Source organism: Treponema bryantii (assembly GCF_900111035.1).
Lineage (GTDB): Bacteria > Spirochaetota > Spirochaetia > Treponematales > Treponemataceae > Treponema_D > Treponema_D bryantii_C.
The window spans coordinates 104213-118695 of the sequence record NZ_FOFU01000008.1 but is presented as its reverse complement, the minus strand read 5'-3'; the positions used below and the strand labels follow the sequence as shown (position 1 = coordinate 118695).

Annotated in this window: 17 protein-coding genes; 11 read left to right on the top strand and 6 right to left on the bottom strand. The window is 38.3% G+C overall.

Going from position 1 to position 14483, the window contains the following annotated elements; genetic code table 11:
• Positions 1 to 25: 25 nt before the first annotated feature.
• The gene (locus BMY21_RS12470; RefSeq protein ID WP_256210445.1) at positions 26 to 1036 is read right to left on the bottom strand and encodes a tRNA-dihydrouridine synthase family protein; all 1011 of its coding nucleotides are present in this window, start codon (positions 1034 to 1036) and stop codon (positions 26 to 28) included.
• A gap of 90 nt (positions 1037 to 1126) precedes the next feature.
• Between BMY21_RS12470 and BMY21_RS12465 the strand changes: the two genes are divergently transcribed.
• Both BMY21_RS12465 and sppA read left to right on the top strand, forming a co-directional pair.
• Entirely contained in the window at positions 1127 to 1843 is a 717-nt protein-coding gene (locus tag BMY21_RS12465) for a DUF975 family protein (protein ID WP_074644699.1), read from the top strand.
• On the top strand, positions 1840 to 2868 hold the full coding sequence (gene sppA / locus BMY21_RS12460; RefSeq protein ID WP_074644698.1) for a signal peptide peptidase SppA: 1029 nt from the start codon (positions 1840 to 1842) through the stop codon (positions 2866 to 2868). Before BMY21_RS12465 ends, sppA begins: the two co-directional genes overlap by 4 nt.
• 11 nt (positions 2869 to 2879) lie before the next feature.
• Here the strand turns inward: sppA and BMY21_RS12455 are convergent, their stop codons facing one another.
• The gene (locus tag BMY21_RS12455; RefSeq protein ID WP_074644696.1) at positions 2880 to 3875 is read right to left on the bottom strand and encodes a methyltransferase; all 996 of its coding nucleotides are present in this window, start codon (positions 3873 to 3875) and stop codon (positions 2880 to 2882) included.
• 349 nt (positions 3876 to 4224) lie between these two features.
• Between BMY21_RS12455 and infC the strand changes: the two genes are divergently transcribed.
• The 6 genes from infC to BMY21_RS12425 are packed head-to-tail and all read left to right on the top strand — an operon-like array spanning position 4225 to position 6739.
• Positions 4225 to 4767, top strand: a complete 543-nt coding sequence (infC, locus tag BMY21_RS12450; RefSeq protein ID WP_074644694.1) for a translation initiation factor IF-3 — start codon at positions 4225 to 4227, stop codon at positions 4765 to 4767.
• A gap of 11 nt (positions 4768 to 4778) precedes the next feature.
• Positions 4779 to 4979 carry a 50S ribosomal protein L35 gene (gene rpmI / locus BMY21_RS12445; RefSeq protein WP_022933235.1) on the top strand — a complete coding sequence of 67 codons (201 nt, stop codon included), beginning with the start codon at positions 4779 to 4781 and terminating at the stop codon, positions 4977 to 4979.
• Between the two features lie 12 nt (positions 4980 to 4991).
• Positions 4992 to 5351, top strand: coding sequence for a 50S ribosomal protein L20 (gene rplT, locus BMY21_RS12440; RefSeq protein WP_022933236.1), 360 nt, complete (start codon positions 4992 to 4994; stop codon positions 5349 to 5351).
• A gap of 12 nt (positions 5352 to 5363) precedes the next feature.
• Positions 5364 to 5918: a cell division protein ZapB gene (zapB, locus tag BMY21_RS12435; RefSeq protein ID WP_074644693.1), complete on the top strand. Its 555-nt coding sequence runs from the start codon at positions 5364 to 5366 to the stop codon at positions 5916 to 5918.
• Complete coding sequence (locus BMY21_RS12430) at positions 5919 to 6233, top strand: cell division protein ZapA (protein ID WP_074644691.1); 315 nt, start codon at positions 5919 to 5921, stop codon at positions 6231 to 6233. It abuts the gene before it with no gap.
• 2 nt (positions 6234 to 6235) lie between these two features.
• Positions 6236 to 6739 (top strand): DUF188 domain-containing protein, encoded by a 504-nt coding sequence (locus BMY21_RS12425; RefSeq protein WP_083379862.1) that lies wholly within the window; start codon positions 6236 to 6238, stop codon positions 6737 to 6739.
• Here BMY21_RS12425 and BMY21_RS12420 read toward each other — a convergent pair.
• The 3 genes from BMY21_RS12420 to BMY21_RS12410 all read right to left on the bottom strand — a co-directional run bounded on the left by BMY21_RS12420 (position 6702) and on the right by BMY21_RS12410 (position 10055).
• Positions 6702 to 7949, bottom strand: coding sequence for an HD domain-containing phosphohydrolase (locus BMY21_RS12420; RefSeq protein ID WP_074644690.1), 1248 nt, complete (start codon positions 7947 to 7949; stop codon positions 6702 to 6704). The genes BMY21_RS12425 and BMY21_RS12420 overlap by 38 nt on opposite strands.
• A gap of 65 nt (positions 7950 to 8014) precedes the next feature.
• Positions 8015 to 8878 carry an RsmB/NOP family class I SAM-dependent RNA methyltransferase gene (locus BMY21_RS12415; RefSeq protein WP_074644689.1) on the bottom strand — a complete coding sequence of 288 codons (864 nt, stop codon included), beginning with the start codon at positions 8876 to 8878 and terminating at the stop codon, positions 8015 to 8017.
• The gene (locus BMY21_RS12410) at positions 8859 to 10055 is read right to left on the bottom strand and encodes a glycoside hydrolase family 3 N-terminal domain-containing protein (RefSeq protein ID WP_074644734.1); all 1197 of its coding nucleotides are present in this window, start codon (positions 10053 to 10055) and stop codon (positions 8859 to 8861) included. The genes BMY21_RS12415 and BMY21_RS12410 overlap by 20 nt, the downstream gene beginning before the upstream one ends.
• Before the next feature lie 103 nt (positions 10056 to 10158).
• On the opposite strand from BMY21_RS12410, the gene BMY21_RS12405 reads away from it, so the two are divergent.
• Both BMY21_RS12405 and BMY21_RS12400 read left to right on the top strand, forming a co-directional pair.
• Positions 10159 to 11022: an SDR family NAD(P)-dependent oxidoreductase gene (locus BMY21_RS12405; protein WP_074644687.1), complete on the top strand. Its 864-nt coding sequence runs from the start codon at positions 10159 to 10161 to the stop codon at positions 11020 to 11022.
• 47 nt (positions 11023 to 11069) lie between these two features.
• Complete coding sequence (locus tag BMY21_RS12400) at positions 11070 to 12521, top strand: nicotinate phosphoribosyltransferase (RefSeq protein ID WP_143064230.1); 1452 nt, start codon at positions 11070 to 11072, stop codon at positions 12519 to 12521.
• Between the two features lie 77 nt (positions 12522 to 12598).
• Here BMY21_RS12400 and BMY21_RS12395 read toward each other — a convergent pair whose 3' ends face one another.
• Positions 12599 to 13312 (bottom strand): tRNA 2-thiocytidine biosynthesis TtcA family protein, encoded by a 714-nt coding sequence (locus tag BMY21_RS12395; RefSeq protein WP_074644732.1) that lies wholly within the window; start codon positions 13310 to 13312, stop codon positions 12599 to 12601.
• Positions 13313 to 13410: 98 nt separating this feature from the next.
• Between BMY21_RS12395 and BMY21_RS12390 the strand changes: the two genes are divergently transcribed.
• A complete protein-coding gene (locus tag BMY21_RS12390) occupies positions 13411 to 14427 on the top strand; it encodes an ankyrin repeat domain-containing protein (protein WP_074644683.1) in 1017 nt (338 codons plus the stop codon).
• Positions 14428 to 14483: the final 56 nt, after the last annotated feature.

Sequence of the window (14483 nt, the reverse complement as noted above, 5' to 3'; positions counted from 1 at the left end):
AAAAATCATTAACAGCATCAAGGCTTTATGTTCTGATTACTTTTGTTTTATCATCAGGGCATTTTTCAAAATACTCTCTGATTGCTCCTTTCAGTTCATCAATCCCTTTTTCTGCAGCATTAACAAATTGTGTCTGCGCATAATGAGCAAACTGAAAATTCATACAAAAGTATGTAAAGAACCTTTGAAGCCGGGTTTTGTAAAACTCCTTTGGCTGATACTGTTCAATGTCCTTTATATAATCATAACATACTTTTTCCATATCTACCTTAATTTCTTTATTTTTTTCTGAACTTATTTCGCGGAATATCCAGGGCTTTTGAACACTGGCGCGGGAAATCATTATTCCACTGATATCAGGACAGCATTTCAACGCGTATTCTGCAGAAGAAACGTCTTTTACATTTCCATTAAGATAGATTTTCACATCTGTGCCCTTATATCTTTCACAAAGAGTCTGACAGTAAGAATATCGGGGAGGTCTTGAAAGTTTTTCTTTTTTTGTGCGCGGATGAAGAGTTAAAAGCTTTGCTCCATTTTCAACAAGCATATCACAGAAAGAATAAAATCCTTCATCAGTAAAATCTTCATCGCCAAGACGAAGCTTTACCGAAAATCTTTTCTGTGATTCAGGATGTTCATTATTATAGAAAGAAACTTCATTCCCTACCTCACTCATCATCTGCCGGGTTTCTTCTATTGGCCGTGTCATCCAGCCAATTCCAGCGCCTGTTTTGTAAACATCGGGTGCAGAACAGCCCATATTGATATCAAGACCAATGCCCGGAAGCTCCAGAAGCTGGCGGGCAGCAGGAACCATTTTTTCAATATCATGACCAGTAAGCTGCCACACAATTTTTTCTGGAACTGGAGTTGGGTCTATATAGTATCTTTCGAAAGGACCGGCGTTTAATAGGGAGCCGGCGTTTATCATCTCATTATAGTATTCATCGCAACCACCGAACTGTTCTACAAGAATCCTGAAAGCAGGATGAGAGATAGTTGCCATAGGTCCACAAATTAATTTTATACTCATATCTTAAATATTATAACAAAATTTCTTTGAAATATCCCGCATTTAGTATTATGATTATAAGGCAAAAAAAATTATTTGGAGAAAAAAACTATGTTCGAACGAAAAAAGTACAAGAACTTTGCTAAAAAACAGCTTGCTGGTCGTTGGGGTATCCCTGTTCTCGTAACAGTTGTTATTGTAATAATATCAACAGTTTTTTCAATTCCTGATGTAATGCAGCTTTATAAAAGCGGTTATTTTACAGCACTTTTTAATGGTAATTATGCAGATGCAGCATATGCCATTGATACAGCATCTTCAACATCCTTCATCACGTCTATTATTAACATGGTTGTAAGTGCCATTATTGATGTAGCAGCAATCTGCTTATATATAAAGATGTCTCGTTCTCCAGAGCCAGTTTCTTTCTCTGATTTTATTGAAGGCTTTAACAACTGGGCCCGCGCGACTCTTGCAGTTTTATGGCAGTTCTTATGGATTTTCCTCTGGACCCTTCTGTTTATCATTCCGGGAATCATTAAATCAATTGCATACTCACAAATGTTCTATATTATTGCAGAATATAAAGAAGTTTCAGTAAGTAAAGCAATGCGAATAAGTATTGAAATAACAAAAGGCCATAAACTGGATCTTTTTATTATGTATTTAAGCTTCCTCGGCTGGGCATTTCTTTCTGTATTTACTCTTGGAATTTTATACTTCTGGCTTCTTCCATATATGAACATGACTTATGTAAATGCTTATCATGCACTTATGAAAGAGGCGCTTGAATCAGGAAGAATTAAACCGGAGGATTTATCGGAATGAAAAAATCAACAAAATCAGGTCTTATTGTTCTCATAATGCTTCTGATTATTATTGGTGGATATGTAGGCTATACAGTCTGGAAAATGAATCAGGATTTTTCTTCAAATGTACAGTCAGCTAATGGAAGCTATCGTATTGCAGAAGATTCAGATGCCTATGATCCGAATGCCGCAAAAGAATACAAACGTAATTTCATTGCAGCTATTTATATTGAAGGAACTATTTCTGAAGCCAATCAGAATTATAATCAGAAGTGGCTCATGAATACAATTCAGACTCTAAAGAGAAATAATAAAAATGCAGCACTTGCAGTTTTTATCAATTCTCCTGGAGGTGCAGTTTACCAGGCTGATGAAGTTTATCTTGCCTTAAATGATTATAAAACAACCGGTCGTCCAGTTTATGTTTATCAGGGACCACTTGCTGCTTCAGGCGGATACTACATTTCATGTGCTGGAACTAAGATTTATGCAAACCGCAATACTCTTACCGGCAGTATCGGTGTTATGATGGGAACTTCCTTTGATCTGACAGGACTTTTTGAGAAAATTGGAATTAAATCCAAGACAATTCATTCTGGTAAAAATAAAAACATGATGAATTACAACGAACCTTTCACAGAAGAACAGCAGGCTATCATGCAGTCTATGTGTGATGAATGCTATGATCAGTTTGTTTCAATCGTTGCAAAAAATCGTGGCATTCAGTACAACACCTGCTGCAAAATTTCTGACGGAAGACTTTATACTGCAAAACAGGCACTTGATCTTAGACTTATTGATGCAATTGATTCATGGGATAACATGCTCCGCGATCTTGCAGAAAAAGAACTTAAAATGCCTGGAATTAAGGTTAATACCTATAAGTATCAGAAAAAGTCTTCGGGCTTCATTCAGATTCTTTCAGGCAAAGCTCTTGAACTTGAAAATGCAAGAGCCGCAGCTCAGCTTGGAGTTCCTGTAGAAGTTATGAAATCAATGAATGAAACAAGCATGCTGCCTATGTATCTTGCTCCAATAAAATAACAGAACTCTAACTAAGCACGTTCAATATAATAAACGCCAGCCTTCTTACCATTTACAAGTGTATGAAGGCTGTTTTTTATTTTAAAGCCAGTTGAAGCAGCAGTTTTTTCCAGTTCTTCTTTTCGGGCAGAAAGAATTACAAGGTGTCCGTTATCAGATAAAACACGATTAAAAGATTTGAACATATTTATATAGAAGCCTTCAATATCCGGAAGCTCTTCAAAATATCCCCATGGCGGATCTGTAATTACAAGAGAAATTGATTTATTTTCTATATGACTTAGGACAGTAGCATCAGCGGTACAACATTCAATATTCGGTGCAGAAAGCTGTTTGCGCTCTGAAGTCTGTGCTGCACGTTCAGGATCAAGATCACTCACATAAAGCTTTTCAAAACGGAACTTTTTTGCAAGCTGAACAGGAATTGATCCATAACCACAGAAAGGTTCAAGAATTGTATCTTCGGGTTTGATATCAGCAAAACAGCAGATAAGATATGCAATTTCCGGCCGTAGTTCTCCTTTGTTCAGATTCTTTTCAGTGAACTCGCGTTTAGAAATAAGCTCTCCACAGAAAGCAAAACCTTCACGGCGGATAGAAAACCAGACTTCATTAGTTGGAGAAAGACGGTCGAGTTTTAGTTTTGAATTCTGAAGCACATAATCTTCGGCGCGGCGGGTAAGATTTTTATCAACCTTAGCAAACTGATTTTCATTTTGAAAACGAACACGGAAGCTTCCTTTATTAACCAGAAAATAATTCTTAGCAGAACAGACAGAACCAACCAGAGAAGGAAAACTAAGTCCCTTCCCTTTCATTGTTTTAAGGACAAAGAATGTATTATTGAAGTAAATGATTTTTTCCAGTTCTCTTGAATCCCCGTCAAAACGATAATGCACAAGTCCATCATAAAGATTAAGTATTTTAAGATTCTTAAAGCGTTTTCCGAGATCCTGTTCCACAACACTTTGAAAACCGGTTATAAAAGAAGATATAAATTCCGCCATGAGAATAAATATATATTTTTTTATTATTTTGTAATAGTATACATTAAATTGTGATTCAAAAATACATACAGAAATCGTGGGACGCAGGCAAGAAAAAATGAGGGAGGACCCATCAGCGCAGGAGCTGGCAAGGCTCAGCTACAAGCGAATGATGGGGGGAGACCCTCATTTTTTTTGCCGTCGCTGGGACCCGCGATTTCTGTATGTATTTTTGTAGATTTCTATGCAGTTTTAGTTTTTATGAAGAACTGTGTTACTTACTAGACACACTATAAGAAAATAAATATAATATAAAGATACACGCTATATGTTTAAAAATGTGTTTTACAAACAAACACTAGGAGGATAATTGGCATACGTGAATAATAACAACAACAAAAGTAATGGGCAGAGAATCAACGAAATGATTCGCGTCCGCGAGGTTCGTCTTATCGATGACGAGGGAAATCAGTTAGGCATCGTTGCAACTTCAGAAGCCCTCAACATGGCTAAAGACAGAGACTTGGATCTTGTTGAAGTTTCACCTAATGCTAACCCACCTGTATGTAAAATACTTGATTATGGCAAATACAAGTTCGAACAGGAAAAAAAGCTCCGTGATTCCAAGAAGAACCAGAAAGTATTAAAGTTGAAGGAAATCCGCATGCAGCCAAAAATCGGCTCAGGAGATCTCGATACAAAAGCCAAACATATACAGGAATTTCTTGACGAGGGTGACAAGGTTAAGGTTACAATCCGTTTCCGTGGTCGTGAACTTGCCCACACTGAACTCGGCTATGATGTTCTGAATGAGGTGTTAAAGCGACTTACCTCGGCGTACAACATTGATAAGCCTGCCGCAATGGATGGTAGAAACATGTCAATGACAATCTCAGCAAAAGCCGCAAAATAAGGGGTTTAGAAATGCCTAAGATGAAGACAAAGAAGTCAGCAGCAAAGAGATACTCTCTTACTGGATCTGGCAAAGTTAAGCACAAGAAGCAGAACCTTCGTCATATTTTGACAAAACGTTCTCCTAAGAGAAAGAGAAATCTTCGCGCTGCAGGTTATGTAGCAGAAGCAGATGCAAAGAAAATCAGAAAGCAGATGCTTCCTTACGGTTAATAGGAGTTTAAGATGTCAAGAGCAATAGACGGAACAAAGAGAAAGAATCGCCGTGTAAAGATCCTCAAGCTTGCTAAGGGTTTCCGTGGCGACAGAAAATCAAACTACAAACCAGCTAAAGACGCTGTAACAAAAGCACTCGGTCACGCATATGTTGACCGCCGCGACAGAAAACATGAATTCCGCACTCTCTGGATTGCACGTATTAACGCTGCTGTTCGTGAAGAAGGAATGACATACTCACAGTTCATCAACGGAGTTAACAAGGCCGGAATTAAATTGAACCGCAAGGCTCTCTCTAACATGGCTATTGAAGACCCAGTTGCATTCAAGGCTGTTGTTGAAGCAGCTAAGAAAGCTGTACAGGCTTAAGGAAGTTTGTAAATGATTTCACTCGATCAGGTTTATCTTCTTGAACAAAAGGTTGAAAGTGCTGTTGCAAAAATCCAACAGCTACAGGCAGAAAACGATGCTCTGCGCAATAAATGTACCGAGCTCACAAATGCGCTTTCTGCGAAGTCGGAGCAGCTTTCTTCTTTTGAATCAGATCAGAGCCAGATCGAGAATGGAATCAAAAAGGCGCTTGACCGTCTTAATTCAATTGAGAACACAGTTTTAAAAACTGCAACTCAGATGAATCAGGGTGGTCAGGCTGCTAAACCTGCTGTACAGACTCTGGTTGAACCAAAACCAGTTGTACAGACGACCCCAGTCCCACAGGCAGAAACTCAAAAACCGGCAGTTGCTCCTGTTCAGAGCACACCAAGCTTCAGTACAATGGAAACTGTACCACAGTCTAATGAAGTACCAGTTATGCCGGAATCAACCCCAGAACAAGCACTTACTCAGAATTTTGTAGAAGAAACTTTCGAGAGTGAAGAAGAAATCGAAACTCCGGAAGATGACAATCACGACGGCTTAGGCTTTGATATTTTCTAAATGGGAAAATTAAAGATTGAAATGCTTGGAACTTCTTTTACAATCCAGGCAAATGAAGATAACGAATATCTCGAAAAGCTTTTAGGCTACTACAAAAGAATCACAGACGACGTAAATAAAATCGATTCAATCAAAAATCCTCTTCAAACTGCAATTCTTTCGGGCATTATGATTTGCGATGAGCTTTACAAAGAAAAGCAGGCAAAAGTTGCAATGGAAAACGGTGAATATGTTCCTGTTGAAAACGACATGGACACTCTTGAAATTGAACGCCGTACACAGAATATGATTGATAAAATCGACAAGGTACTCTAGCATTGGATAATCCTGAAAATAAAATCACTATCTGGGTAGATGCAGATTCCTGCCCTTCTCTCGTTAGAAATCACACTGTAAAAATGGGAAACAAACTCGGTCTACGTGTTGTTTTTGCAGCAAATAAAAAAATTGGCTGTGATGCTGCGGCCGGTACTTATGAAATGGCAGTTTGTAACAGCGGGAAAGACGCCGCTGATAATTATATTTTTGAAAACTGTAAATCTGGCGATCTCGTAATTACCAGAGATATTGTTTTTGCAGACCGTTTAGTTGAATGCGGAATTTGTACAATAAATGACAGAGGTACAGAGTTTACCCGTGAAATGATAAAAGAGCGCCTTTCAGTTAGTGATTTTGATAAGCAGCTTGCAGAAATCGGGCTTGTAAAACATTACCATGAAGGTTATGACAAAAAAAAGTTCGCGGCATTCGCGAACTCTTTTGATAAGGTTATACACAAACTGATTAGTCTTCAGGCTCGTCAGGGAAAGCCATCTGAATAGAACAGATTCGGTCTTTTACCTGCATAAAGGCAAGAACAACTTCAGGATCGAACTGAGTTCCAGAGTTATTCATAATCTCTGTGAACGCATCTTCAATTGTCCATGCTTCCTTATAACACCTTTTGTGACTCAAAGCATCAAATACATCTGCAACTGCAACAATTCGAGCAGAAAGCGGAATATCTTTTCCACTCAAAGGCTCTGTAATTGGAACAATTCCATCCTTAACAGAAAAATCACTTAACGAAATTCTTCCCGGATAACCAGAAGCACCACCATCCCAGCGGTCATGATGATGAAGCGCAACTTCCTGTGACATTATATCGAGAAGTGACTCTGGTGGTTCAAAAAGTTGAGCTCCAATACAGGTATGTCCCTTCATAATATTTCGCTCTTCATCTGTAAAACGAGGGAAAGCTTTTTTAAGGATTACATCAGAAATACCAACCTTTCCGACATCATGGAACTTGGCTGCAATTTTTAGATTATCGCGGTATCGGTGAATTTCTGCTTCAGGAATATTATGATTGAATGCCCAGCGGTCATAGATTTCAAGAGAATAAGAAGAAACACGTTCAATATGAGGATATGTTTCTTTTGGATCACGGAACTCTGCCATCTTAAGCATTCGCTTTACCATGTTTGCAGTAAGATAAGCATGCTGTAAAGCCTGAACTGCACTTGATGCAAAGTGTGCAATAAGCATTTCTGCATCCTGATCAAAAGTAATTATTTTTCCGTTTTCATCTTTGGCATTGATAATCTGAAGAATACCAAGAAGATTACCGTTAGCCATCTTTAACGGAATGGTATACATTGATTTTGTACGGTAATCAGTTGTAATATCTGTATTTTTATTGAATTTATATGGCTTAGATTCTGAAATTCTATAACAGTCTTTAATGTTTAATGGCTTACCAGAAAGAGCTACATAACCACAAATCTGTTTTTCGTTGATTGGAAATGAAAAACTTGTATAAGGAAGTTTTTCTCCAGGAGCAAGCTCCTTTAAGAAAGTATCATTATGTCCACATTTAATTTTAAGTTTGTCGCCTTCAACAACATAAATTGATCCGGCATCAGCATTTACAATTTTTCTTGTCTCAGTAAGTATACGTTCAAGAAGAACATCAACGTCCTGAATTTCTCCGAGTTCGCGCTCAATTTCTATAATGCGCTGCAATCTGTCTTCATGTTTCTTCTCAGCCATACAATCTATTATGAAGGATATTACAAAAAAATCAAGGCTTTATATTGTAGAATTAATAAGATTTTTCACAGACTTTTAGCACAGGATTTATTTTTTTTGATGATTGAAAAATATATCGGACCTGCACCATTCTGTTTATCAGGCATAATCATATAGCCATATTTAGTCTGTTCAAAACCAGGAAGAGTTATTTGAGCAAAATCTGAAATCTCAGAAAGATCGGGTGCAGGTGACATAAGAGCAAAAGCATCACCTTCCTTATTAAACTTTTTATAAAGCCGTTCTATCATACCGTCATTTTCTTCAGGACACAGTGCACAGGTTGAATATAAAAGAATTCCTTCCGGACTTAGCAGACGATAGGCAGAAGAAAGTAAAGACCATTGTTCTGTTGTAACAGTTTTTATTCGGGATGGTGACCATGAATTAAGATATTTTGGATCAGCAATTACATGACGTTCAGAAGAACACGGAGCATCAAGAAGAATTCGATCAAAACATTCGCTCTGTCTTGTACACCAGGTAGCTCCATCACTACAGGAAGTTTTTACACGTTCAGAAATAGAAGTCGGAAGACAGGTTTCTACAACAACAGAGAGACGATGCTTACGTTCAGGAGAACGTTCATTTGAAGAAAGGTTTGCATCCACTGGCATTCTTGAAGCAAGTACTAAAGTTTTTCCACCAGGAGCTGCACATAAATCAAGAATATCAGTTGCACCTTCCAGTGGAAGACACAAGGCAGCAAGTACAGAAGCACTGTCAAGAAAATATGACTTTTCAGCCCCAGTTACATGATACTCTACAGCACTTCCCTCTCCTGCGAAAGATTCCTTTATTGACTGCCAGCGTTCACCATAAAGGCCGGCATAATATTCTTCGAATCCGGCTTCACCAGAAAGCTTATTTTTAGCGGATTTCTGCTTCATCTATTAAACCTGCCTCAAGTTTATATTTAATGATTCGTAAAACTGCAGCATCAATTTTCTTTTCAAAATCATAATCTTCTTTTGCTTTTTTATAAAGTACAGCACCTGCACGTCCAAAACGCTTTTCCGAAGTCATAATACAATCGACACCAGCTTCTACGGCACGAACAGCAGCAACCTCAGGCGGATAACCATTGTCTGCCAAAGCACCCATAAAAATATCATCAGAAAAAATTAAACCATTATATCCAAACTCATTACGCAGAATATCTGTTACCCACACTTTAGAAAGACAGGCTGGAACACCAGGATCGATAGCTGAGGTTCGGGCATGTGACATAAGAACAACTGCAGGATTAAGTTTTACAAGCTCGCGGAAGGATTCAATGCTTTTCATTAACTCATCTTTTGAAAGAGTAATTTCCGGAAGTCCTGTATGAGGGTCTGTATTCGTATTTCCCGGGAAATGCTTTATTACAGTTGCAATTCCATTATTTTCGTAGGCATTAATACACGCAGTTCCATAACGGATAACTTTATTAAGGTCACCGAAGCTGCGGCCGTCCAGAAACTCCGCATTATCGTCAGTACACACTTCTACCACAGGCGCAAGATTCATATCAAAACCGAGATCTTTCATACCGGCCGCCTGCTCCGAATACAAACTATAAGTTCCGGCAACATCATAAGCAGCAGCTACCTGTTCATTAGATGGAAGTTTTGGATTCAGTTTCTTAAGACGAGTAACCCATCCACCTTCCTGATCAACACTCAGATAAGGCTGAATAATTGCGTAAGAATCACAATATTCACGAATTGATTTTATATAATCCTGCATCTGCTTACGATCTGGAGCAATATTATATGAAAAGAAAAGATAACCACCCGCAACCAGAGGAGTCTTATCACCATTTCCGGTCATTGCATCAACAGTTTCATACGAACGGAAACTTGTACAACCTTCAAGATTTTCAATGAACATCTGGGCAATTTTCTGTTCCAATGGCAGCTGTTTAACATATCGCTCAATTGCAGCAGCCCGTTCGTTTTTCTTCTGATTGATATAAGTCTGAGTAAGCGCCGCAGCCTGATGAGTTCGAAGCTCCTTTTTTGTCTGTTTATCTGTACAGGATGTAAGAAGAGTTAATAATATAACAACCCACCAAGTATGTTTCATATATTCTATTATATCAATTACTGTGTATTTATGGAATTCAGGGATTACAGAAAAAAAGTAGAGCATTTGTAAAATCTATTGTTATTTTATATAATAGAAATATATGAAACGTATTGCAGTAATTACAGGCGCCAGTTCCGGTTTAGGCGAAGAATTCACCCGTCAGGTTTGTGCAAATTATGATTATGACGAAATCTGGATTATCGCACGCCGTGAAGACAAACTCCGAACGCTTGCTGACAATCTGAATGCTACAAAGAATTTTACTACAGTCCATCCAGTAGTTCTGGACGTTGCAGGCAAAGAAGGTGTTGAACGTTTCAAAAAACTTCTTGAAAGTGAAGATGAAAAACTTCGCAAAGTTGAAAGTGGAATTGAAATTGGGCTTCTTATCAACAATGCTGGTTTTGGAACTTACGGACCTTTTGCAGAAACTTCAATCAATCGCCAGATGGATATGATTGAACTGAACTGTACAACTGTAACAGGTATCTGTGGTGTAGCACTTCCCTATCTGAAGAAAGATTCTGTAATTATAAATACAGCTTCCCTTGCAGCCTTTTTACCTCTTGGTAATTTTGCTGTTTACGGAGCAACAAAAGCATACGTTTTGAACTTTTCTGTTGCACTTGCTGCAGAATTGCATGACAAAGGAATTAAGGTTTGTGCTTTATGCCCTGGTTCTGTAAGTACTGAATTTGCAAACGTAGCCTCTAATGGAGCTCGTCCGGAAGTAAAAGGCGGCATTCCACCAAAGAAGGTAGTTGCACAGTGTCTTAAAAGAGCATTTAAGAATAAACGAATTTCTATGTTGCTTTTTAAGTGGCGCATAACAGCTTTTATGAGCAGATTTGTCAGCGGATATATTGGAGCCCGTTATACTTATCTTTATAACAAGCGGCCGCATAATCCGGATGCAGAGATGATAAAAAAAGATGAAGAGATTTCTGTCTCTGATTTTATTTAAGTAAATAACATGATGAACTTGTTTCGGAATGAAAAATATAATAAGGAATGATTATGAATAATATTACCAGCGCACTTTTTACAGATTTTTATGAACTGACAATGGCTCAGGGCTATTGGAAGGAGAACATGAATCAAAAAGTTGTTTTTGACATGTTCTTCCGTAGAAATCCTTTTAACGGCGGTTTCTCAATTCTTGCCGGAAACGAAACCCTTATGGATATTATCACAAACTTCCGCTTCAGCGAAGATGATATTAAGTATCTTGCAGAACAGAAGATTTTTGAACAGGGCTTCCTTGATTATCTTAAGGATTTCAAGTTCACAGGTGACCTTTATACAATGGATGAAGGAACTGTAATTTTCCCTCAGGAACCACTTGTTCGCATTCATGCAAATCTTATTGAAGCACAGATTCTCGAAGCTCTTGTTTTGAATCACGTAAACTTCCAGAGTCTTATTGCTACAAAAACAGCCCGCATCTGGCTTGCTTCTAAGAAAGCACCGATTATGGAATTCGGTCTTCGCCGTGCACAGGGACCTGATGGTGGCATGAGTGCTACCCGTGCTTCTTACATTGGTGGTGCCGCAGGAACTTCTAACACACTTGCCGGAAAAGAATACGGTATTCCTGTAATGGGAACTATGGCTCACTCATGGATTATGTCACACGGTTCGGAGCTTGAAGCATTCCGCGAATATGCTAAAATCTATCCGACTAATTCTGTATTCCTTATTGATACTTATGATACTTTGAAATCTGGTATTAAGAACGCTATCATCGCTGGTGGTGAACTTGTAGAAAAAGGCTATAACTTTGGTGTTCGCCTTGATTCAGGTGATATTTCATACCTCACACGTGAAGTTCGTAAAGAACTCGACCGTGCAGGTTACCCACAGGCAAAAATCAGCGTTTCAAATGAACTTACAGAAGAAATAATTACTACACTCGTTGCTGGTGGTGCTCCAATCAACAGCTGGGGTGTTGGAACTCATATGGTTACTGGTGGAAATGAATCTTCTTTCACTGGTGTTTATAAACTTGCTGCACGTAACGACAAGGCAACAGGAGAAATGGTTCCAGCAATGAAGTTCTCTGATAATCCTGCAAAAACTACAAACCCTGGTATTAAGAATGTTTACCGTCTTTATGATGAAAATGGTATGGCACTTGCAGATATTCTTTCTCTTGAAGATGAAACAATCGAAGCAGGAAAAGAGTACCGCTACTACCACCCTATGGTAGATTATCGCCAGTTCACATGTAAGGCGGCAAAGGTTGAACCACTTTTGAAAAAGCGTCTCGAAAATGGACAGCGCGTAACTCCACGTCTTCCAGACAGCGAACAGCTTAAGATCAGCCGCACAACAATGCAGAGCCAGCTCGAAGCTTTCGACGAGTCATACAAGAGAATACTGAATCCTCATATTTACAAGGTTTCTCTCACAGAGAAATTGATGGAATTGAAAAAGGATTTTATTGAACGCAACATACGATAAAAATGGTAGAGCTAAAAATTGCTTTCGCAATTTTCTTAACGCTCTGCTATTTAACACCAGCCGCCTACCGGGCGGCCTTACACAGGTAAATACAGCGGCTGGATATTGCGCAACGACGCAAACAGCCGCTCTTTTTTTGCCTGAGAGCCTTCGGTTAGTTCTTCGAGTTTGCGGCGTGCTTCCTTACGGTCAGAGTTATCCTGATAATTACAGGTACAAGTATAGCCTGCGTAGCCCTCCTCTTTTGCTTGTTCAATCAACCGTTCTTCACTTACATAACAAAGAGGCCGCACAACACTAACCGGAAACTTATCATACTTAAGCCGCGGCGGCATGGCAGCAAGCTCACCTTTATTAAGCATATTCATCAGCAGCGTTTCAAGAATATCATCCATGTGGTGCCCGAGTGCAATCTTGTTATACCCATTGTCCAGTGCATAACTCAAAAGCTCCGAACGTCGCTGAGTAGAACACCACCAGCAGCTCATCTTCTGCCCGGGTTTTACACGCTCAAGCACATTCACATTAAGCTTTTCAAAAGGAACGCCCCACTCTCGGAACTTCGCCATAATACCCTCAGGAAACTCCGGAGCAAAATCACTTTTTATAAACAACGCCTTATACTCAAACCCACACTCCGGTCTCTTAGCCCTGTTCGCAAAATATTTAATGAGTGCAGTAGAATCCTTCCCACCGCTGGCACCAATAAGAATGCGGTCGCCCTTTTCAATGAGATTATAATCGAAACATGCTTTGTCTATGAGACTTGAAAGTTTGGGGTGTTTTTTCATGATTAAATTATACATTAAAATAAATAATAAAAAAACGTAGATTTCAAACTTTCATTATTCAATTTTATCTAATATAATTATAAAAAAGGAGCGAAATAATGAAAAAAATTATTAGTTTAATTTTCGTTGGTTTTCTTGCTGCAGTTACCTGTTTTGCTGCATCGGTAAAAATTACTGCTGAGCCTGTTGTAATTTCTGATACAGTTTCGGTAAAAATTTCTTCACTTAAATACCCTGTAAACAAAGTTACTGTTGGGCAAAGTGTTTTTTCACCTCGTGATTCAAATAACTACACAATGGCTGAAGTGAATTTTGAAATTATTAACAGCAGTGAAGAAAAATTAGAAAATTATAATCTCAGTAAACTTAAGGGAATTGAACTTGGAACTGCAGATGAAAATAACGACATAGTTTTCAGTTCATTCGATATTCCTAAGAAGAATATGTATGAACCAAATGAAGTAACAATTGATGCAGGAAAATCCGTTAAAAAGACTGTTTACTTCATTTATCCTAAAAAAGGAAAACCAATCGCTTTCTTTAAGGATCGTAAATGCTTCCATAATTTTGTTACAGACAAAACTCCAGATAAAGATATCATTCTTCAGAATATTGCAAAGCATGAAGCTATTCCTCTTTTAATGACAATGGTTAATGCAAAGGCTCCAAAAGATGAAATCCTTAAATATATGGATGAAAATCACATTTCCTTTAATGACCAGGATTCAAAAGGTATTACAATCTTCACCTATTCAATCACTTCACATAACAATGAAATGTTTGATGCTTCATTAGATACTGCCGATTTAAATTCGAAAATCGTTTATGGCTGGGCAAATGTAAATCCGATCCAGCTTGCAATTATGTGCAATAACGAATATGCAATTTCAAAGCTGCTTGAAAAAGGAATTGAAATTGATAATGATAAGTCTGAATTTGGAGCAAATGTAATCAAACAGAATAATCTTCCTGCAGCCAAAATCCTTGCAAAATTTAATTATGATTTCAGCAAAATTTCAATCAGTGGCGGAGGTCCAAAGAGAACTGCAGTAGAATGGTGTCAATTGAAAGGATATTCCGAACTCGAAAAATTCCTTACTTCTTTAGGATACTAATAATTGATATACAATAAAAAAGAGCTCCGTTTATTCACGGAGCTCTTTTTTATTTA

Excerpts from the sequence above, each read along its gene's own strand:
- zapB (WP_074644693.1), top strand. The coding sequence starts at position 5,364 with ATGATTTCACTCGATCAGGTTTATCTTCTTGAACAAAAGGTTGAAAGT.
- sppA (WP_074644698.1), top strand. The coding sequence starts at position 1,840 with ATGAAAAAATCAACAAAATCAGGTCTTATTGTTCTCATAATGCTTCTG.
- BMY21_RS12400 (WP_143064230.1), top strand. The coding sequence starts at position 11,070 with ATGATTATGAATAATATTACCAGCGCACTTTTTACAGATTTTTATGAA.
- BMY21_RS12465 (WP_074644699.1), top strand. The coding sequence starts at position 1,127 with ATGTTCGAACGAAAAAAGTACAAGAACTTTGCTAAAAAACAGCTTGCT.
- BMY21_RS12390 (WP_074644683.1), top strand. The coding sequence starts at position 13,411 with ATGAAAAAAATTATTAGTTTAATTTTCGTTGGTTTTCTTGCTGCAGTT.
- BMY21_RS12415 (WP_074644689.1), bottom strand. The coding sequence starts at position 8,878 with ATGAAGCAGAAATCCGCTAAAAATAAGCTTTCTGGTGAAGCCGGATTC.
- BMY21_RS12395 (WP_074644732.1), bottom strand. The coding sequence starts at position 13,312 with ATGAAAAAACACCCCAAACTTTCAAGTCTCATAGACAAAGCATGTTTC.
- BMY21_RS12410 (WP_074644734.1), bottom strand. The coding sequence starts at position 10,055 with ATGAAACATACTTGGTGGGTTGTTATATTATTAACTCTTCTTACATCC.
- BMY21_RS12420 (WP_074644690.1), bottom strand. The coding sequence starts at position 7,949 with ATGGCTGAGAAGAAACATGAAGACAGATTGCAGCGCATTATAGAAATT.
- BMY21_RS12405 (WP_074644687.1), top strand. The coding sequence starts at position 10,159 with ATGAAACGTATTGCAGTAATTACAGGCGCCAGTTCCGGTTTAGGCGAA.
- BMY21_RS12455 (WP_074644696.1), bottom strand. The coding sequence starts at position 3,875 with ATGGCGGAATTTATATCTTCTTTTATAACCGGTTTTCAAAGTGTTGTG.
- rplT (WP_022933236.1), top strand. The coding sequence starts at position 4,992 with ATGTCAAGAGCAATAGACGGAACAAAGAGAAAGAATCGCCGTGTAAAG.
- rpmI (WP_022933235.1), top strand. The coding sequence starts at position 4,779 with ATGCCTAAGATGAAGACAAAGAAGTCAGCAGCAAAGAGATACTCTCTT.
- BMY21_RS12470 (WP_256210445.1), bottom strand. The coding sequence starts at position 1,036 with ATGAGTATAAAATTAATTTGTGGACCTATGGCAACTATCTCTCATCCT.
- BMY21_RS12430 (WP_074644691.1), top strand. The coding sequence starts at position 5,919 with ATGGGAAAATTAAAGATTGAAATGCTTGGAACTTCTTTTACAATCCAG.